The organism is uncultured Candidatus Thioglobus sp., from assembly GCF_963981275.1.
Classification (GTDB): Bacteria; Pseudomonadota; Gammaproteobacteria; order PS1; family Pseudothioglobaceae; genus Thioglobus_A.
The window spans coordinates 18912-38218 of record NZ_CAXCCZ010000004.1 but is presented as its reverse complement, the minus strand read 5'-3'; the positions used below and the strand labels follow the sequence as shown (position 1 = coordinate 38218).

20 protein-coding genes are annotated in these 19307 nt (G+C 42.0%); 12 read left to right on the top strand and 8 right to left on the bottom strand.

Translation table 11 applies throughout. The features are described 5' to 3' along the window. Nucleotides 1-104: 104 nt before the first annotated feature. From ABNR88_RS01320 to hisF, 4 genes are all read right to left on the bottom strand, one after another. Complete coding sequence (locus ABNR88_RS01320) at nucleotides 105-299, bottom strand: DUF2970 domain-containing protein (RefSeq protein WP_291925602.1); 195 nt, start codon at nucleotides 297-299, stop codon at nucleotides 105-107. A 17-nt stretch (nucleotides 300-316) separates the two neighbouring features. After that, nucleotides 317-1213, bottom strand: coding sequence for a heme o synthase (cyoE, locus tag ABNR88_RS01315; protein WP_291925600.1), 897 nt, complete (start codon nucleotides 1211-1213; stop codon nucleotides 317-319). Next, nucleotides 1213-1746, bottom strand: coding sequence for a hypothetical protein (locus ABNR88_RS01310; RefSeq protein ID WP_291925598.1), 534 nt, complete (start codon nucleotides 1744-1746; stop codon nucleotides 1213-1215). The genes cyoE and ABNR88_RS01310 overlap by 1 nt, the downstream gene beginning before the upstream one ends. A gap of 67 nt (nucleotides 1747-1813) precedes the next feature. Beyond that, nucleotides 1814-2587 carry an imidazole glycerol phosphate synthase subunit HisF gene (hisF, locus tag ABNR88_RS01305; protein WP_291925595.1) on the bottom strand — a complete coding sequence of 258 codons (774 nt, stop codon included), beginning with the start codon at nucleotides 2585-2587 and terminating at the stop codon, nucleotides 1814-1816. Between the two features lie 72 nt (nucleotides 2588-2659). Between hisF and uppS the strand changes: the two genes are divergently transcribed. The 4 genes from uppS to ABNR88_RS01285 are packed head-to-tail and all read left to right on the top strand — an operon-like array spanning nucleotide 2660 to nucleotide 6417. Further along, nucleotides 2660-3367, top strand: a complete 708-nt coding sequence (uppS, locus tag ABNR88_RS01300) for a polyprenyl diphosphate synthase (RefSeq protein ID WP_291925593.1) — start codon at nucleotides 2660-2662, stop codon at nucleotides 3365-3367. Then, nucleotides 3367-4167, top strand: a complete 801-nt coding sequence (locus ABNR88_RS01295) for a phosphatidate cytidylyltransferase (protein ID WP_291925592.1) — start codon at nucleotides 3367-3369, stop codon at nucleotides 4165-4167. Before uppS ends, ABNR88_RS01295 begins: the two co-directional genes overlap by 1 nt. Further along, a complete protein-coding gene (gene dxr, locus ABNR88_RS01290) occupies nucleotides 4164-5315 on the top strand; it encodes a 1-deoxy-D-xylulose-5-phosphate reductoisomerase (protein WP_348669825.1) in 1152 nt (383 codons plus the stop codon). The genes ABNR88_RS01295 and dxr overlap by 4 nt, the downstream gene beginning before the upstream one ends. Next, nucleotides 5308-6417: a peptidoglycan DD-metalloendopeptidase family protein gene (locus ABNR88_RS01285; protein WP_348669824.1), complete on the top strand. Its 1110-nt coding sequence runs from the start codon at nucleotides 5308-5310 to the stop codon at nucleotides 6415-6417. The genes dxr and ABNR88_RS01285 overlap by 8 nt, the downstream gene beginning before the upstream one ends. Here the strand turns inward: ABNR88_RS01285 and ABNR88_RS01280 are convergent. Continuing rightward, entirely contained in the window at nucleotides 6412-7026 is a 615-nt protein-coding gene (locus ABNR88_RS01280) for a hypothetical protein (protein WP_291925583.1), read from the bottom strand. The two genes, ABNR88_RS01285 and ABNR88_RS01280, sit on opposite strands and share 6 nt — an antisense overlap. A 109-nt stretch (nucleotides 7027-7135) precedes the next feature. Here ABNR88_RS01280 and ABNR88_RS01275 point away from each other — a divergent pair, with 109 nt between their 5' ends. From ABNR88_RS01275 to ribF, 8 genes are all read left to right on the top strand, one after another. Then, the gene (locus tag ABNR88_RS01275; protein ID WP_291925580.1) at nucleotides 7136-8011 is read left to right on the top strand and encodes a phosphoribosylaminoimidazolesuccinocarboxamide synthase; all 876 of its coding nucleotides are present in this window, start codon (nucleotides 7136-7138) and stop codon (nucleotides 8009-8011) included. Between the two features lie 5 nt (nucleotides 8012-8016). Further along, on the top strand, nucleotides 8017-8817 hold the full coding sequence (locus tag ABNR88_RS01270; RefSeq protein WP_291925577.1) for a DUF2797 domain-containing protein: 801 nt from the start codon (nucleotides 8017-8019) through the stop codon (nucleotides 8815-8817). Between the two features lie 8 nt (nucleotides 8818-8825). Continuing rightward, a complete protein-coding gene (locus ABNR88_RS01265) occupies nucleotides 8826-9152 on the top strand; it encodes an FKBP-type peptidyl-prolyl cis-trans isomerase (RefSeq protein ID WP_291925574.1) in 327 nt (108 codons plus the stop codon). 8 nt (nucleotides 9153-9160) lie between these two features. Further along, nucleotides 9161-10348: an alanine transaminase gene (gene alaC, locus ABNR88_RS01260; protein ID WP_348669822.1), complete on the top strand. Its 1188-nt coding sequence runs from the start codon at nucleotides 9161-9163 to the stop codon at nucleotides 10346-10348. 28 nt (nucleotides 10349-10376) lie between these two features. Further along, entirely contained in the window at nucleotides 10377-11213 is an 837-nt protein-coding gene (locus ABNR88_RS01255) for an ATPase (protein WP_291925568.1), read from the top strand. After that, entirely contained in the window at nucleotides 11213-12277 is a 1065-nt protein-coding gene (locus tag ABNR88_RS01250; RefSeq protein WP_291925567.1) for a homoserine O-succinyltransferase, read from the top strand. Before ABNR88_RS01255 ends, ABNR88_RS01250 begins: the two co-directional genes overlap by 1 nt. Nucleotides 12278-12551: 274 nt before the next feature. Next, entirely contained in the window at nucleotides 12552-13601 is a 1050-nt protein-coding gene (gene mutY, locus ABNR88_RS01245; RefSeq protein WP_291925564.1) for an A/G-specific adenine glycosylase, read from the top strand. 18 nt (nucleotides 13602-13619) lie between these two features. Further along, on the top strand, nucleotides 13620-14555 hold the full coding sequence (gene ribF / locus ABNR88_RS01240) for a bifunctional riboflavin kinase/FAD synthetase (RefSeq protein ID WP_291925562.1): 936 nt from the start codon (nucleotides 13620-13622) through the stop codon (nucleotides 14553-14555). On the opposite strand, the gene pyrC is transcribed toward ribF, so the two are convergent. The 3 genes from pyrC to secA are packed head-to-tail and all read right to left on the bottom strand — an operon-like array spanning nucleotide 14535 to nucleotide 19303. Continuing rightward, on the bottom strand, nucleotides 14535-15566 hold the full coding sequence (gene pyrC / locus ABNR88_RS01235; protein ID WP_291925558.1) for a dihydroorotase: 1032 nt from the start codon (nucleotides 15564-15566) through the stop codon (nucleotides 14535-14537). The two genes, ribF and pyrC, sit on opposite strands and share 21 nt — an antisense overlap. Next, nucleotides 15556-16632, bottom strand: a complete 1077-nt coding sequence (locus tag ABNR88_RS01230) for an anhydro-N-acetylmuramic acid kinase (RefSeq protein ID WP_291925556.1) — start codon at nucleotides 16630-16632, stop codon at nucleotides 15556-15558. Before ABNR88_RS01230 ends, pyrC begins: the two co-directional genes overlap by 11 nt. Further along, the gene (gene secA, locus ABNR88_RS01225) at nucleotides 16625-19303 is read right to left on the bottom strand and encodes a preprotein translocase subunit SecA (protein WP_291925554.1); all 2679 of its coding nucleotides are present in this window, start codon (nucleotides 19301-19303) and stop codon (nucleotides 16625-16627) included. Before secA ends, ABNR88_RS01230 begins: the two co-directional genes overlap by 8 nt. Nucleotides 19304-19307: the final 4 nt, after the last annotated feature.

The window sequence follows — 19307 nt, the reverse complement described above, 5'->3', positions numbered from 1 at the left end:
ATCAGTTTTAATCTCGAGTTCAGCTACTCTACTTACTAGACATCTCTTGCATCCGATTTACCTTTTACACCAAATCTAATTATTGAAATTTTAGATTAAAATGTTTAGGCAGCTATTGCAAGCTTAACAGCGGCAACAACCACTGCAATAAAAACAGCTGTCATCACCAAACCAACAACAATATACGGCCACGGGCCTTGTTTTTCTGTTCGCTCAAAGTCTTTGGCTAAATTTTCTTTTTTGCCAACACCAATCATGGCTGAGGCTACTGCCTTAAATACTTGACCCAACCCTTTCAAAATATTCCCTTTTTAGCCTATAAAGTAATAAGCCAATAATGATCTACCAGTAGAGCAAGAAAGATCAGCATTAGGTAATTAATCGAGTAAGTGAATGTATTCCAGGCAATTTTTACATCCTTAGGCCGGCTATTAATACTAATGGCATACCATAGAAAAATAACCCCTAAAATCAAAGCGGCAGCTAAATAAATCAGTCCTGACATACCTGTAAGATAAGGCAAAATTGTGACCACCACCAGCAAAATTGTATACAGTAGAATTTGCATTCTGGTGTAGGCTAGACCATGAGTAACCGGCAACATTGGGATGTTAACCTTCTCATACTCCTTAACTCTGTGTATTGCCAGCGCCCAAAAGTGCGGTGGCGTCCAAATAAAAACAATCAAAAATAAGAGTAGTGCAAACTCAATATTTTGTCCACCGGTTATAGACGTCCACCCTAATACAGGAGGTGCCGCACCCGCCGCACCTCCTATTACAATATTTTGTGGCGTGGCACGTTTTAAATACAAAGTGTAAATTACTGCGTAACCAATTAATGATGCAAAGGTTAAGATCATGGTCAAGGTGTTGACGAATAATTGCAATATACCGAGGCCAGCCACTCCTAACAACACACCCCAAATTAACGCTTGATGACGACTAACCTTTCCTTGTGGCAAGGGTCTTTGGTCAGTTCGTGACATTTGCATATCAATTTTTTCATCAACCACGTGATTAAATACAGCGGCCGAAGCGGCAGCCATACCAATGCCGGCTGACGCGTTCAAAACCAGCGTCCATTCCGGAAAGTAAGGCGCAGGAACTGCCAAAAACATACCCACAATTGCCGTTAGAAGAATTAACGCAACCACTTTAAGTTTGCAAAGATCTAGCAAGTTGGAAATTGAAACCATAGATTTTTTAGCCATTAGCCAATACGAGAATATTTAAAAAGACGATGTAGATCCTTGATTACAAGCTTAATATTTAACTCTTCAGGGTTATAGTGCAGCATGATATTTCCCAGGGGATCAATTAAAAATAGATGGTTATTAGGGAATTTTTTTAACTTTTGCATGAGATCAGCGCCACCACGAGCTAGTGCCACTTTTGGATTAATGCCTTTCACATTCTCACTGGTTAGCAGCAGGTTCTGGATTCGGCGCATATTTTCATTCGTAAGTATGCGTATGGTGTTCATATCTTCAAGTGTTTTTTGACAGGACTGCTCACAACGATCGGTCACATAAGTGAGTGTCCAAATCCCTTGAAGACTTCCATTTTTGGCATCATTAAAGACAATGTCTTGATTTTCTGTACTAATAACAGGGTTAACGAATTCGCCATAATTAACCGTGCTTTTAGTGAAAGACCCAGGGCTCAAATAGAAGAAAGCGGTGCCAAAAACAATTGGCAACACAAAAGAGGCTAACAAAACCCACAGCTCTTTTTTGGAATTCATAAAAACCTTTTTTTTAAAATTTAACCAATAATACACTTAGATGTCTTACAGGGGTGAATTTAAACTTTTAAAGTCGAACCTCTATGCCTTTTTCTTGCATGGCTAGCTTTGCTTGTTCTACCGTATATTCGCCAAAATGAAAAATACTGGCTGCCAAAACCGCATCGGCACCGCCTTTTAAGACGCCTTCGCATAGATGCTCTAAATTGCCCACGCCACCTGAAGCGATAACAGGCACGCCCACCGCATCTGATACCGCTTTTGTAAGATCAAGGTCAAAGCCAGTTTTAACACCGTCGCAATCCATAGAGGTCAGTAACACCTCTCCAGCACCATGCTCACCCTCAGTCATTTTAACCGCCCACTCAACCACATCAATACCGGTTGGATTGCGCCCTCCATGAGTAAAAATTTCCCATTTATTAGGCGTGCTTGAGACTTTTTTAGCATCAATAGCAATCACAATACATTGTGAGCCAAATTGTTTGCTAAGCTCGTTAATTAGCTTTGGATCAAAAATAGCCGCCGAATTAACTGCAACTTTATCAGCGCCCGCATTTAACATGGCGCGTACATCTTGTGCCTTACGAATACCGCCACCGACAGTTAGTGGAATGAACACTTGTTCAGCGATACTCTCCACCATGTGAATGGTGGTGTCTCTTCCTTCATGTGAGGCGGTAATATCTAAAAAGGTAATTTCATCTGCGCCTTGTTCATCGTAGCCCTTGGCCACCTCAACAGGGTCTCCGGCATCCTTAATGTCTACAAACTGCACACCCTTAACCACGCGACCATCGCGCACATCCAAACAAGGAATAATTCTTTTTGCTAAACTCATAAAAATGAATTTTACCTCTCAAAGTTTGTTATGTGGCCAAATATGACTCTATAGGTATAATTCTGACTTATTATGAATATCCCAAAGCACATTGCAATCATCATGGACGGTAACGGACGCTGGGCATCTGGGCGCAGTCTTCCGCGTATTGTTGGTCATCAACAAGGTGTTAAAGCTGTACGAACTGTGGTCAAAGCTTGTGGCGCCATGGGTGTTAAAACCCTTACTTTGTTTGCGTTTAGTAGTGAGAACAAAAATCGCTCAACTGAAGAAGTGTCACTATTATTCAAATTATTTCTAACCGTTCTCAAGCAAGAAGTTAAAAAACTCAACAAACATAATGTGCGCTTAAAAATCATTGGGGACTTGTCGCTATTCCCAGAAGATGTGCAAAAAACAGCTGCTGAAGCTCAAACTCTGCTCGATAATAATAATGGACTAACACTGGTAATTGCTGCTAACTATGGCGGCCAGTGGGATATTGTTCAAGCAGCCAGACAAGCGGCCCAAGCGGCCCTCAATGGCGACATTAAACCTGAAGATATTACCATTGACAGCTTTTCAAACTATTTGTCACTAGCAAACGAACCCATGGTGGACTTGCTAATTCGCAGTAGTGGCGAACTTAGAATTAGCAACTTCTTGTTATGGGACGTTGCTTACAGTGAGTTTTACTTTACCGATACACTCTGGCCAGATTTTGACGAAACTGAGCTTAACAAAGCTATTGTAAGCTTTAATCATCGTGATCGCCGTTTTGGCGCACGCAAGGAAAAATAATGCTATTACCAAGAATTTTGACCGCACTCATCCTGGCACCTTTATTTATTTGGGCAATTTTCTCTCTGCCTACTGATTATTTTTCCTACCTACTTTTATTGTTTGTTGCACTTGGCGGTTGGGAATTTGCACAGCTTATCAAAATTGAAAAACCACTTTATCGTCTCTTGGTGTCTGCTGGCATTGTCGGTTGCGCGGTTGTTGCCTCTGAGCATACCCAAAACTTACAGATTGTTTTAATGGTATCTGTTGCATGGTGGGGGTTAAATTTATATTGGGTTATTAGCTACCCTAATAATGTTCAATCTTGGTATGGCTCGGGCATTGTTAGGGTTATGGGCGGAGTAATGCTATTAGTGCCAATGTGGGTAGCTTTAACAAATCTGCACGCAGATTATAGCAGGGACTATTTCCTCCTGTTGATGTTGCTAATCTGGGGTGCAGATTCTGGTGCTTATTTTGCTGGAAAAGCATTTGGCAAACACAAACTAGCGCCAAACGTTAGCCCTGGGAAGTCTATTGAGGGTGTTGTTGGCGGTATTGTACTTGCGGTTATTATTATGTTGGCTTTTTTACAATACCAGAATATTGCCTCTGACGCTTATACTGGCTATCTGCTACTTGCTGTAGTGGTTTCTAGCGTTTCTGTCTTAGGCGACCTTTATGAAAGTCTATTTAAACGTACATCGGGTATCAAAGACAGTGGCAATATTTTGCCAGGACATGGCGGTATTCTTGACCGTATCGATTCATTAACGGCTGCTGCACCCTTCTTTCTACTGGGTCTTGGCTTAATATGATAAACCTTACTCTACTAGGTGCCACCGGATCAATTGGGAAAAGCACCTTGGCAGTTGTTGACCTGCATCCAGATCAATTTAATGTATTTGCGATTAGCGCTCACACCAACTGGCAACAGATGCTGGAGCTTTGTAAAAAATATCAACCCAGCTTTGTAGTCATGACCGATGAAAATGCTGCCGCTCAATTAACTCAACAAATTCAAGATAAGACGGTTGTTTTGGTAGGTGCTAAAGCATTAGATGAAATCGCCTCTCATACGCAAACCGACTACGTTATGGCAGCAATCGTGGGCGCCGCCGGCATGTCTTCAGCATTGGCCGCCGCCCAAGCGGGCAAACGAATCATGCTTGCCAATAAAGAATCCTTGGTACTGGCTGGTAATATTTTCATGCAGGCAGTTAAAGATAACCAGGCTGAACTCGTACCTGTTGATTCAGAGCATAGTGCGATTTTTCAGTGCCTGCAAGGCGGTCGATCAGGTTTGAAAAAAATCCAGCTCACCGCTAGTGGTGGGCCTTTTTTGCACACACCTCTTGAAAAACTTGTAAACGTTACTCCAGATCAAGCTTGCGCCCATCCTAATTGGTCAATGGGTCGCAAAATATCAATAGATTCTGCCACCATGATGAACAAGGGTCTAGAAGTAATCGAGGCACACTACCTCTTTAATTTGTCCTCTGAAAAAATTGATGTTGTAATGCACCCTCAAAGCATTATTCACTCGTCGGTCTATTTTGAGGACGGCTCAACCTTATCACAGCTTGGCAATCCCGATATGCGCTCAGTCATCTCGTACGCCATGAGTTATCCTAACCGGATAGCATCAGGCGTGCCGTCATTAGATTTGACACAAAATTCCCCACTAGAGTTTTATACGCCAGATTTTGAGAAATTCTCTTGCTTGCGCCTAGCCTTTGAGGCGCTAAAACAGTCCGGAAGCTCGATGGGCACAATGAATGCGGCCAATGAAGTTGCTGTAGACAGCTTTCTAAAAGGTCGAATAAGTTTTTTAGATATTTCAACCGTTATCGAAAAAACCTTGAATGAAGCGGAACACTTCTACCCAAGCACGCTTAGTGAAGTAATACATAATGACCAAAGCGCGAGAGCCATTGCCGATAAAATTATCAAGTCTTATGCGTAGATTACTAATCAGTGCACTATTGCTTTTTCTACTACTCAATATAAGAGTTGCTTTTGCTCAGGATAGTGAATACCGCTTTACCGTTAAACAGGGGGACTCCCTAAGCAAATACTTTTCAAAGCTCGGTCTATCAAACCGATTATTGGTCAATTTGCTATCGGCTAATCAAAAAAATCAACAGCTTAATCAGCTTAATATTGGCGAAAAAATTGTTCTCCGTTTGCACAACAATCGCCGCTTCAAATCGCTAAGTTATTACCCGCATAGCAAAAAATCACTTGAGGTGTTGTTAGTTGGCACTCGCTTTGTCAATCCACCCAAACTGAGCAAAAAAAACCTAGACCCCCTTTTAGTAAGCACTATTGTTATTAACAATTCATTTGGTTATGATGCGCAAAAAGCAGGGCTTGGGCTAAGTCTGGTCAATACAGTTGTTGAGGCGCTATCGTGGCATTTAGACTTTGACACTGATTTGCATAAGGGCGATCGTTTTTTTATTATTACCAATGGCGCCAAAAAACCCGTTGGCATTATTTACAAGGGGAGTAATAAACGTATTGAGGCTTTTGCTCACACCGATAAGAGCGGCAAAACCCGTTATTACAATCGCTATGGCTACACGCTCAACTCTTCTTTTTTGAGTGCACCTCTGAAATACAAACGCATTAGCTCTAAGTTTCAGTTAAAACGCTATCATCCTATTCTAAAAACCTACCGCCCACATAGGGCTGTAGATTATGCCGCTGACCATGGAACGCCTGTTGTTTCAACTGCGGATGGTGTTGTTAAGCTTAAAGGCTGGAAGGGCGCCCTTGGAAAGGCTATTATCATTAAACACGGTGCCAATTACACCACGGTTTATGCACATCTATCTAAATATGCTCGTCATCTTCGTAAAGGCGGCTCGGTGAAAAAAGGGCAAGTCATCGGCTATGTTGGCTCAACCGGTCGATCTACAGGTGCACATCTACACTACGAGTTGCGCTTTAAGGGTGAGCGTAAAAACCCATTAAGTTATAAGCTGCCTAAGCGCTTGAAAGTTTCTCGTTCAGAGTTGTGGAGCTTTCGTGCGCAAGTTAATACAATTCTAGCTGCTCTATAACGATTGCATCTTAACCCAACGGCGCCAACTTTCAGGCGTCAGGTCTGTCAAATAGTCATTTTTAATATAACGATCTTGGTAAGCTTTGGCGCCCGCCACCTTGTTCAAGATTGCAAAAGTAATAAGCTCATCAATTCGGCTTATTTTCTTAGTGCCTGGCACTAATGACTCGTTACGAATAATGGCCGCCATCATGGCTGATTGTGCATTTCCGTGCGTCTTGAAAGATTCTTCGAACAGGTTTAGCGCCAAAAACTCATTTTTAATAAAGCCGTGATCGCCATCAAGCAAATACAAAGCATACTCGTAGAGTGCCGTATCATAACTTCTGCGAACCAATTTGATCAAAATTTTGTTAGCCTCTTGCTCTTGGGGGTTGTATCCCATTAGCTCATTACCCTGTCTGAGCTGCTTTGAAGCCGCGTACATAGCGTCAAAATCATTCAGGTCAAAGGCGCCTTTTAACAGCAATGACTGCCCTCTGAGTACCACATCACGCGAACCAATCTCATTGCCGATTTGTATTAGACGTAGGGCGCCATCTGAGAGTGGAGATGCAGTCGCATTCAAGCTCAGTAACACAATAAGAATAGGTATTTTTTTCAGCATGGCAATTTATAATCTATTTTACCACGACAAAAGTTATCATAATTTCTAGTCAGACAATCGATTAAAATATGTCTAATATTTATTGCAACAACCGTCAAAGGAAACTACTGTGGAAACTCTATTTGAAACCAATTTAAGCCTGCCTCTTATTCAAAAAGGCAAGGTGAGGGATATTTACGATATCGATGACAAAAGAATGCTTATTGTTACCACAGATCGTTTAAGTGCTTTTGATGTGGTTTTTGATGATGGCATTGCCAAAAAAGGCGCTGTATTGACGTCTGTAGCCAATTTTTGGTTTGATAAAACAAATCACATCATTCCAAACCACTTAACTCACGAACCCTTAAACAGCGTGCTAAGTGACCAAGAAGCTAAACAAGTTGAAGGTCGCGCTATTATTGTTAAAAAACTAAAACCTTTGGCGGTTGAGGCAATTGTTCGTGGCTACATCATTGGCTCAGGCTGGAAAGATTATCAACACACCGGTGGCATATGTGGCATAGCCTTACCTTCTAATCTTAAATTAGCAGAAAAACTTCCAGATGTTCTTTACACTCCCTCCAGCAAAGCTGCTGTTGGCGAACACGATGAGAATATTGATTTTGAAACCACTATCAGCATCCTGGGTACAGAGATGGCACAACAGGTCCAACAAGCCAGCCTTGCACTGTACCAATTTGCAGCGGAGTTTGCACTTGAACGAGGCATTATTATTGCAGATACTAAATTTGAATTCGGTCTAGATGAAAACAACACTCTAACCCTGATGGATGAAGTGTTAACGCCAGATTCTTCACGCTTTTGGTCAGCACAAGATTATCAAGTTGGCACTAGTCCAAAAAGCTTTGACAAGCAAATTATTCGTGATTATTTGGAAACGCTAGACTGGGATAAGACTCCGCCAGCGCCAAAACTGCCGCAAAATATTATTGAAAAAACAGCCAACAAATATCAACAGGTCCAGCATTTGTTAACGCAATAACACTCATGCAGTTAAGCGGCTCAATCCAAAAGATGCACGCCCACCTTAATAAGGGGGTTGCTCAATATCAACTGCCTATTGGACAAAGGCTGTTAAATATGAATGACTTGGTGGGTGAAGAAATCACACTAAGTTTTAACCATGTTATCCACTGTGGCCACTGTGGCAAAAAAACCAACAAAAGCTACTCTCAAGGCTATTGCTACCCTTGCTCTCAAAAACTAGCCTGCTGCGATCTATGCATTATGAAACCCGAGACTTGCCATTACCATCTCGGCAGCTGTCGAGAACCAGAGTGGGGCCTGAACAATTGCTTCTCACCTCATGTTGTTTATTTGGCTAATTCTTCCGGTGTTAAGGTTGGCATTACTCGCAAAAGCAACATACCCAGCAGATGGATAGATCAAGGCGCTATTAGCGCTGTGCCAATTTTAGAGGTAGATACACGACTAAAATCTGGCGAGCTTGAGATGTCTTTAAAAGAATTTGTTAATGACAAGACTAATTGGCGAAAAATGCTCAAAAATGAGGTTAGCGCCATTAATCTAATTCCAATAAAAGATGAGCTTCTTAAGCATATTCAAGATACCATTAAAGTCACAGGCGCTCAGATTTTAGACAATCAAGCTTTGGAGATAAACTACCCTGTGGTAGAATATCCCAGCAAAATTAGCTCCCTAAATTTTGATAAAACACCGGTTATTTCAGGTACATTAAAAGGCATCAAGGGTCAGTATTTAATACTAGATTGCGGCGTGCTTAATATTAGAAAATTTAGCGCTTACAATATTACATTAACTTATTAGGAAAAATTATGGCAGACTTAATCATAGAAGAATTAACATTAGGCGAAGGCAGTGCTTGTAAAGCGGGCGATCACGTTTCTATGCACTATACCGGATGGCTGACAAACGGAAAAAAGTTTGACTCAAGCGTTGATCGTAATGATCCTTTTAATTTTCAATTAGGTGTCGGCCAAGTAATTCCTGGATGGGATCAGGGTGTTGACGGCATGCAAGTAGGTGGTAAACGCAAGCTAACCATTCCATCTCAGTTGGCCTACGGAGAAATGGGCGCAGGCGGCATTATTCCGCCAAATGCAACTCTGGTCTTCGATGTTGAACTTTTAGCAATTAATTAATAAAAACCATGAACGACGACTTTCCTAGAATTAAACGACTTCCTGCTTATGTTTTTGCTGTTACCAACGAGCTAAAATCAAAGGCTAGGGCGCGTGGGGAAGATATTATCGACTTTGGTATGGGTAATCCAGACCAGCCAACGCCTGATCACATCGTTGAAAAACTAGTTGAAGCGGCGCGTCGTAAAGACACGCACAGATATTCCACATCACGCGGAATTCCGCGCTTACGTAAGGCGATCTCAAACTGGTATAAAACCCGTTTTGATGTCACCATCGATCCGGAAACAGAGGCAATTGTCACTATCGGTTCTAAAGAAGGTCTGGCCAATTTAGCTCAGGCAGTAGTAGGTGCAGGTGACACCGTATTGGTACCTAATCCGGCATATCCAATCCATCCATATGGCTTTGTCATTGCGGGTGCTGATATTCAACATGTACCCTGTGGTCCAGACGATGACTTTCTAACCGAGCTCGAAAGATCCATCAAAAACACCTGGCCAAAGCCAAAAATGTTGGTACTTAACTATCCATCTAACCCAACCACCGAGTGCGTTGAGCTAGAGTTTTTTGAAAAGGTTATAAAAATTGCTAAAGAACATGAGATTTGGGTGGTACAAGATTTAGCCTACGCCGATATCGCCTTTGACGGCTATGTTGCGCCTAGCATTATGCAAGTCAAAGGCGCTAAAGATATTGCCGTGGAGTTTTTCTCACTTTCAAAAAGTTATAATATGCCGGGCTGGCGTGTCGGGTTTATGGTGGGCAATCCTACGCTAGTAGGCGCTTTAGCAAAAATAAAATCTTACCTAGATTATGGTATGTTTACCCCGATCCAGGTGGCTGCTATTGAAGCACTAGAGGGTGATCAAACCTGTGTTCAGGAAATATCAGACATGTACCAAGATCGTCGCGACGTACTATGTGGCGGCCTAAATAGTATTGGCTGGGAAGTAACGCCGCCCAAAGCCACCATGTTTGTTTGGGCCAAAATTCCTGAGTCTTATCAAGCTATGGGCTCATTAGAGTTTACTAAAAAACTGCTAAAAATAGCCAAGGTTGGCGTCTCTCCAGGCGTTGGATTTGGTGACTATGGCGATCAATATGTACGTTTTGGTCTAATCGAGAATGAGCATCGAACCCGTCAAGCTATTCGTGGCATTCGTGAAATGTTTAAAGCAGATGGCTTGCTATAGTTAAAAGTTTGGCGTTAAAATCAAACCCATGAAACTCTCTGCTAACGAATTTATAAACAGCAAACAAAAACGCTTAACCTTGCTAGGCATGTCTGGTGTGGGCAAAACGCATTTAGCAAAACTCCTGTCCAAAGAAGATCAGTATTTTCATTATTCCGGCGACTATCGTATCGGCGCTGAGTATCTAAATAATCCAATCCTGGAAAACGTCATCAATCGCGTCAAACAAGATGAATGGCTAAAATCCCTGCTAGATAACGAATCAATTAGCATTAAAAATAATATTACTTTTGACAATCTATCTTCCGCCTCTGCCTTTTTAGGCAAAGTTGGAAACCCTGAACTGGGCGGACTACCAATTGATGAATTTACACATAGGCAGGCCCTGTTCAACAAAGCAGAGGCTAGTACCATGCTAGATGTGCCTGATTTTATCGCTAAAGCTGAGCAACAAGGGGTGGGCAATTTTATTAACGATGCCGGTGGCTCCTTGTGCGAACTAGATGATGAAAAAGTTTATCAAGCTTTGGCAGAGCGCACTATCATTCTCTACATTCGCGCTAGTGACAAAAATGAAGGTACCCTTATAGAGCGCGCGCAAACACATCCCAAGCCTTTGTACTATCAGGCTGAGTTTTTACAAGAACAGCTAGGCGTTTACTTGGCTGAGAATCAGCTAACTTATGTCGCACAAATTAATCCAGATGACTTTGTGCGCTGGATATTTCCGCTACTCTTAGAACATCGTAAGCCAAAGTATGAGCATATTGCTCAGCAATATGGCTATACGATTGATAGCGAAGACCTGTACCAGTGTCGCCAGGCGAGCGAAGTGCTTGAGTTGATTGCAGGAGCCATGTCCTAATGCCTTTAATTGCCCACTCAACACTCCCTTCTTTTGCACGATTAAAATCTGAAGGGGAGACGGTCTTAAGCAAAGACCGGGCAAACCACCAGGTGATTCGAGAACTACATATTGGGCTCCTTAATATGATGCCGGATGCCGCTCTAGAAGCAACTGAGCGCCAGTTTTTCCGCCTGATTGGCCACTCTAATCAAATTGCACAATTCTACCTACACCCATTTACTCTACCCTCTATTGAACGTGGTGATAAAGCCACTCAACACATCAGTGAGCACTATCAAAGCTTTGATGAAATAAAGTCTCAGGGTCTAGATGCGCTTATTATCACTGGCGCGCATGTTGAGCAAGCCGACTTGCAAAAAGCACCTTTTTATGAGGAGCTAAAAACGGTTATTGACTGGTCATATAATAAAGTTACCTCAACCTTGTGCTCTTGTTTGGCCACTCATGCAGTGATGGAGTTTAGATATCAGCAAAAACGTCAAGCAATTGGCAAAAAATGCTGGGGCGTTTTTAAACATCAAATTGCAGATCGAAGCCACCCGCTAGTGAGCGGTGTTAATACCAATTTTAATGTGCCACATTCACGTTTTAATGAGATCACCAAACAGCAGTTTACTGCTGCTGGCGTTAAAATCTTGGTTGATAGTGATATTGGCGCGCATTTGTGTGTAAGTGAAGACCTGCTGCGTATTGTGTTTTTTCAGGGGCACCCTGAATATGACACTATTAGCCTACTTAAAGAGTATAAGCGTGAAATTATGTTATACCTGTCAGGCTCTCGTGCTGACTATCCAATTTTTCCCGCACACTACCTAGGCGAACAAAATAAAGCCATCTTGAATGAGTACAAATCTAAGCTACTGACAAATGAATTTGGCATTAATGATTTCCCTGAACGTCTTATTAGTCAAACCTTAGACAACACCTGGCACGATGCCACTCGACAAATTATTAGCAACTGGATTGGTTGCGTATACCAAACCACTCATGAGGATGTAAACAAACCCTTCATGGATGGCATTGACCCTAAAAACCCATTAAAAATTAACCCTTCTGTATGATTTTTGTTCATTCATTATCTACAGACAAACACAGCCTATAAAAGTATGGAAACACTTTCAATTATTAATTACCTCGTGCTCGCCCTAACAACAGCCTGGACGTTATTTATTTTATTTAACCTACAATCTAACTGCCAAAAACAGTGTGATTTTAAAACCATTAAACAGTGTATCTCCACTTATTTCTTTGGCTTGGTATTAATTTTTATTTTGTATTATGCCAATAAATGGGTGTTAACCGGTCAGGTTTTGTTTTAAAGCAATCTGTTAGAAATTGTCACCACTTGCTGATCAGCTACTGACTTGGTTTGATGTTCACGGACGTACCAACCTACCCTGGCAGATAGGGCGAAAAAGTCAAGTTAATGTCTACCATATCTGGCTTAGTGAGGTTATGCTTCAGCAAACCCAGGTAAATACTGTCATTGATTATTTCAACCGTTTTACTCACCACTTTCCCACACTTAATAGCTTGGCCAATGCATCAGAAGATGCAGTTTTAGCCCAATGGGCTGGGTTAGGCTATTATGCAAGAGCTAGAAACCTGCATAAAGCTGCCAAAATTATTAGTCACGACTATCAAGGGCTGTTTCCTCAAAATTTCGAGCAGGCACTTGCTCTGCCTGGTATTGGCAAATCTACTGCAGGCGCAATATTGGCGCTTGGGTTCAAGCAAAAGCATGCTATTTTAGATGGCAATGTAAAGCGAGTTTTATCAAGAGTGCACCAAGTCAAAGGTCATTACGCTCAACATACAACACTCAAAGAGTTATGGAGCTTGGCCGAATATCACACACCAGATGCCCGTATTGATCACTACACTCAAGCAATCATGGACTTGGGCGCTACAATGTGTAAACGCTCAAAGCCCCATTGTGAACACTGCCCACTTCACAACCTCTGTAAATCAAACATAGAGCAAACACAGGGAGAATACCCCAATCCAAAGCCAAAAAAATCTAAACCTACTCGCTCTATTGCTATGCTGGCGTTCATCAACAAAGGCTCGGTTTATTTGCAAAAAAGACCAAGCCAAGGGATTTGGGGTGGGCTGTGGAGTTTGACAGAGTGTGAAGACACGCCACACACTATCAATCAGTCTATGCTTGAGTTTGACCGCACCGGCATTATTATTAAACAGCTTCCAGTTTTTAAACATACGTTCACTCACTATCACCTACACATACGCCCTATTGCTGTTCAATGCTCTTCTAGTAGTGCTCAGTTTTACCCTATTAATCAAATTACGCTAGGCATGCCAAAACCAGTGTCTAAGATCCTTTCTCAGATTACAGCTTTAACGCATAGTAGTTTGAGAGAATAAATAGATTAAAATAGCCATATGAACATTATTCGCGGACTACACAACCTCAAAAAACTCTCAAGTAGTGCGATTACTATAGGTAATTTTGATGGCGTTCATGTTGGTCATCAGCACATTATTTCACATTTAGTTAAAAAAGCAAAAGCCTTAAACGTGCCTTCTATACTTATTTCATTCTCGCCAACACCACAAAGTTTTTTCGGTCGAGAGCAGGCTACATTGACCAGCTTTAAACAAAAGCAGCTACTGCTAAAAAAACTGGGTCTGGATACTCACCTAATTATCGCCTTTGATCAAAAATTTTCTAGATTAAGTGGCGCGGACTTTATACAAAAAATTTTGCTCGATCAGCTTGGCATGAAATTTTGCTTAATTGGCGATGACTTTCGATTTGGCGCAGGACGAACAGGGGATTTTAAGCTACTGCAAACCTTTGCTCAACAACATACATTCAATGTTGAGAACACTCAAAGCGTCCTGTGCCATGGCCATCGAGCAAGCAGCTCAAAAATTAGAGAATTTCTATCACAAGGGCAGTTTAAATTGGCCTCAGCTATGTTGGGACGAGAATTCTCTATTTCTGGGAAAATAACCCGTGGCAAGCAGCTGGGTAGAACCATTAATTTTCCAACTATTAATATCCCCATTAAACGCAATATTAGCCCAGTATTAGGTGTATTTTCCGTACAGGTGCTTCTGTCTGGTAAAACCTTTAACGGCGTTTGCAATATTGGAAAAAGGCCTACCGTCAACGGGGAAAATACCTTATTGGAAGTGTTTTTGTTTAATTTTAACCAGACAGTTTATGGAGAATTTGCCAGTGTCATCTTTAGGCAAAGAATCAGAGAGGAACAGAAATTTGACTCTTTTGATCAGTTGAAAGAACAAATCAAACTCGATGTTAAAATAGCTGAAGATTTCTTTAATCAGAGACTAGATCAACTTCCAGGTTAGTGTTTGCCCTGCCATAAACGGTACAATTGTTGAGTCTGCATACTCATAGCTTTCTGGCACCGCCCAGTCTTGCTTAGACAGTGTGATTGTTCGTGTATTTCTTGGGAGTCCATAAAAATCTGGACCATACATTGAGGCAAACCCCTCTAACTTGTCTAATGCGTTCTGAGACTCAAATGCCGTTGCATAGAGCTCAATTGCACAATGCGCACTTAAAATACCCGCACAACCACAAGCAGACTCTTTGGCATCTTTAGCATGAGGCGCTGAATCTGTTCCTAAAAAAAACTTAGGATTTCCACTAGTGGCAGCATCGAGCAAAGCTAGTTGATGAGGATTCTCACGTTTAAGAATGGGTAAGCAGAAATAATGCGGACGAATACCGCCAACCAGCATATCATTACGATTTGCCAGTAGGTGATGAGGAGTAATGGTGGCCGCTATATTTTTATCACCTTGCAAAACAAAGTCCACCGCATCTTTCGTGGTGATGTGCTCAAAAACAATTTTAAGCTCTGGAAAATCTTTAACAATTTGAGCTAAGACTTGATCAATAAATACTGACTCACGATCAAAAATATCAATATTAGCGTGCGTCACTTCACCGTGCACAAGGAGCAACATACCTGTTTTGCTCATCATTTCCAATGCTGGGTAAATATTTTTAATATCAGTCACTCCACTATCAGAGTTGGTTGTAGCACCTGCAGGATAGAGCTTGGCCGCTTTAACAAAAGGGCTTTTTGACGCACTCTCAATGTCTTTTGCGCTGGTGTTATTAGTTAAATACAAAACCATTAAAGGGTCAAACTCAGTATCAGCTGGCAATGCTGAAAGGATTTCATTTCGGTAGGCTTGTGCCTGCTCTGCGCTGGTCACTGGCGGGGTTAGATTTGGCATAATGATTGCTCTAGCCATTTGTTTTGCGCTCATGCCTATAACTGATTTTAATGCCTCGCCTGAGCGTACGTGCAGATGCCAGTCATCTGGCTGAAGTAGTTTAAATTGCATAAATTGCTCCTAATATTCTCGTTTGTTTTGCGCCCGTTACTTCGGTTAAATTTGAAGTCTGTCCTGCTATTGTGCGTTGCGCAAAAAAAGCAAAGGCCGCAGCCTCAACATAATCCACGTGAACACCCAACAAACCTGTATCTGTAATATCACTCTCTGGGTTTAAATACATTAAGCGCTCAACCAAAAACGTATTGTGCGCCCCACCTCCACACAAATACACATCAACACCCACCTCAATATAGTGGGAAATACTCAGCGCTGTTAGCTCTAATAAAGTTCTTTGAACATCTTCTGCGGCTTCATTACCAGTCAGGTACTTATCCAGCCACTCAAGATTAAAATATTCTGGCCCTGTGCTTTTAGGTGTATTTTTTTGAAAATAGGCGTCTGTCAGCATTTTTTCTAGCAAATTCTGATCAATAAATCCACTTCTCGCCCAAAGGCCATCTCGGTCATAATCTAACGATTTATTTCGTTTAATCCAATTATCCAATAGCGTATTTGCCGGTCCAGTGTCAAAGCCGGCTACTGCGCTAATTGTTAGCTGGGTTAAGTTTGCAATGCCACCCAAATTAACCACGGTACCAGACTTTCCATTGAGCAAATGCTGGTGATACATCGGGGTAAGCGGCGCACCCTGGCCGCCGGCAGCCACATCTTGCATGCGAAAATCTGCCACAGTAGTAATATTGGTTTTTTCTGCAATTAACGCACCATGCGCAATTTGCATCGAATATTTACCACCCTGGTGATAGATTGTTTGACCATGAGACCCAATAGCAATAATCTGATCAGAATTGAACTTTGCACTGGCCATCAAACTAGAGGCGGTGTTAGCAAAAACTTCTGCTATTTGGATATCTATCTCAGCTAAATTTTGCAGGGTGGTTTGCCCACTCTGGGTTAACCGGTGCAAGCTGTCCTTAAGCGGCTTTGGATAGGGCAGATAGGCCTGGTTAACTATTTTCTGAGTTTCACTATCAACAATAACGCCATCAACCCCATCAAGACTGGTGCCAGACATTAGCCCAATATAATACTGGGCAGTTTTTATGTCAGCCATGACAGTTTTTATATTTTTTTCCCGATCCGCAAGGGCAAGGATCGTTGCGCCCAACTTTTTCATCTTCTCGTTGATAAGTTTGCTGCTCTGCCTCCTCTACCTCATGATCATCAACACCTGTTGTACCAAGCTCCTCATGCTGAGGTTCAGCCGCCTCGTTATCCTGCTGCTCAACATCAGAAGCATCGGTATTTTCGTTGATAGTAACACTTGACAAGGACTTAACCACTTCAATATCAATTGTCTCTAAAAGCTCAGTAAACATAGCGAAAGACTCGCGCTTATATTCTTGCGTTGGATTTTTTTGAGCATAGCCTCGCAAATTAACACTTTGTCGCAAATAGTCCATGGCGGCCAGGTGCTCTTTCCAATAATGGTCCAACGTCTGTAGCATAACGGCTTTTTCAAACCCACGCATAGATTCAGCACCAACTATGCCTTCTTTGTAGTCACAAATTGCACCTAAGCCTTCAACAATCCTGCTCTCCAACTCGTCAACATCAACACCCTCATCCAGCCATTGCTGTAAAGGAAAATCTGCTTTATAGTCAGCTTTCAAGGCGCTATGCAAACCCTCAACATCCCAATCTTCTTCGGCTTGTTCTACTGTAATATAGCCTGCAAATAATTCTTTAATCACCTGCTTCCTGATGTCAATAAAGCGATCCTGGACATTGCTTGTATCCATTAACTCATCACGCAATGTATAGATAACCTTACGCTGATCGTTGGCTACATCATCATATTCAAGCAGATTCTTACGTGCATCATAGTTCATGCCCTCAACTTTACGCTGTGCATTTTCAATAGCTCGATTAACCATCTTATGCTCGATAGCTTCGCCTTTTTCCATACCCAGCCTTTGCATCATTGTTGCCATTTTCTCACTAGCAAAAATACGCATCAAGTTGTCTTCTAGTGATAAATAAAAACGTGTTGAGCCCACGTCGCCTTGACGACCAGATCGACCACGCAACTGATTATCTACTCGACGAGATTCGTTGCGCTCGGTACCAACAATATGCAATCCACCTGCAGAAATCACCTTATCATGCTCGATCTGCCAGCTTTGTCTTTGTTGCTCGGTTGCATCCTCCACCAACTTGCCACCTAGTACAATATCAGTACCACGGCCCGCCATATTGGTTGCAATAGTGACTGCGCCCATTGCACCTGCATTAGCAATAATAATCGCCTCTCTCTCGTGTTGTTTTGCATTTAACACTTCGTGCTTGATTTTTTTATTAGTCAGTAAAGTTGAAATTGCTTCTGAATTTTCAATACTACTTGTACCTACTAATACAGGCTGTCCTGTTTGCTGACAACTGCTAACATCATTCGCGATAGCCTCCAACTTCTCTTCCAGCGTTAGGTAAATCTGATCTGTCTTGTCATTTCTTTCTGAAATTTTGTTAGGCGGGATTACCACCGTCTCCAAACCGTAAATATCTTGGAACTCAACCGCCTCGGTATCTGCCGTACCCGTCATGCCAGATAGCTTACCGTACAGTCTAAAATAATTCTGAAAAGTGATTGAAGCGAGCGTCTGGTTCTCCTTCTTAATACTCACACCTTCTTTGGCCTCAATAGCTTGATGCAAGCCCTCACTCCAGCGACGACCTGGCATTGTTCTGCCAGTAAATTCATCTACAATAACGATCTCATCGCCATCAATAATATAATGGTCATCTTTTTGAAATAAGATGTGCGCCCTAAGGGCAGAGTTGATATGCTGCATTAATAAGATGTTGCTCGCATCATAAAGGCTTGCACCTTCGGGAAGTGCGCCTGCATCAATCAATAAGTTTTCTGCTTTTGAATGGCCATCGTCAGTTAAAAATACCTGCTTGTGTTTCTCGTCAACTGTGTAGTCTCCCGCTACCTCCACAACAATTTCCTTGCCTTCACCACTCTCAGTCTGTTTGGAGAAATTAGGAATCATGTGGTTAATAGCTTTGTACACTTCAGCATAGTCTGCTGCAGGGCCGGAAATAATCAATGGTGTTCTAGCCTCATCAATTAAAATTGAATCCACCTCGTCAACAATGGCAAAATTTAGCTCTCGCTGCACTTTCTGATCAGTGGTAAAAGCCATGTTGTCACGTAAATAGTCAAAGCCCAATTCGTTGTTAGTAGCATATACCACGTCACATGCATAAGCCGCCTGCTTGTCTTCTGGGGGCTTATTGGATGCAACAATACCAACACTTAAGCCTAAAAACTCCAGTACTTTTCCCATCCATTGGGCGTCGCGTTCGGCCAGATAGTCATTCACAGTCACAACATGAACACCTTTTCCACTTAGCGCATTAAGATAGGCGGGTAGTGTAGCAACCAAGGTCTTACCCTCACCTGTACCCATTTCCGCAATATTTCCATCATTTAACACCATGCCGCCAATAAGCTGCACATCGTGGTGTCTTAATCCCAATACTCGCGTACTAGCTTCGCGCATCACTGCAAATGCTTCAATTAATAATTCATCTAACGATTCTTGGGCGGTATAACGATCTTTAAATTCTTGAGTTTTTGCACGCAACTCATCGTCACTCAAAGCTTGCATATCGCCTTCTAATCCATTAATACTGTCAACCGTCTTTCTTAATTGTTTAACCAGTCGCTCATTTCTAGAGCCGACAATTTTAGATAAGATTTTATTTATAATACTCATTAGA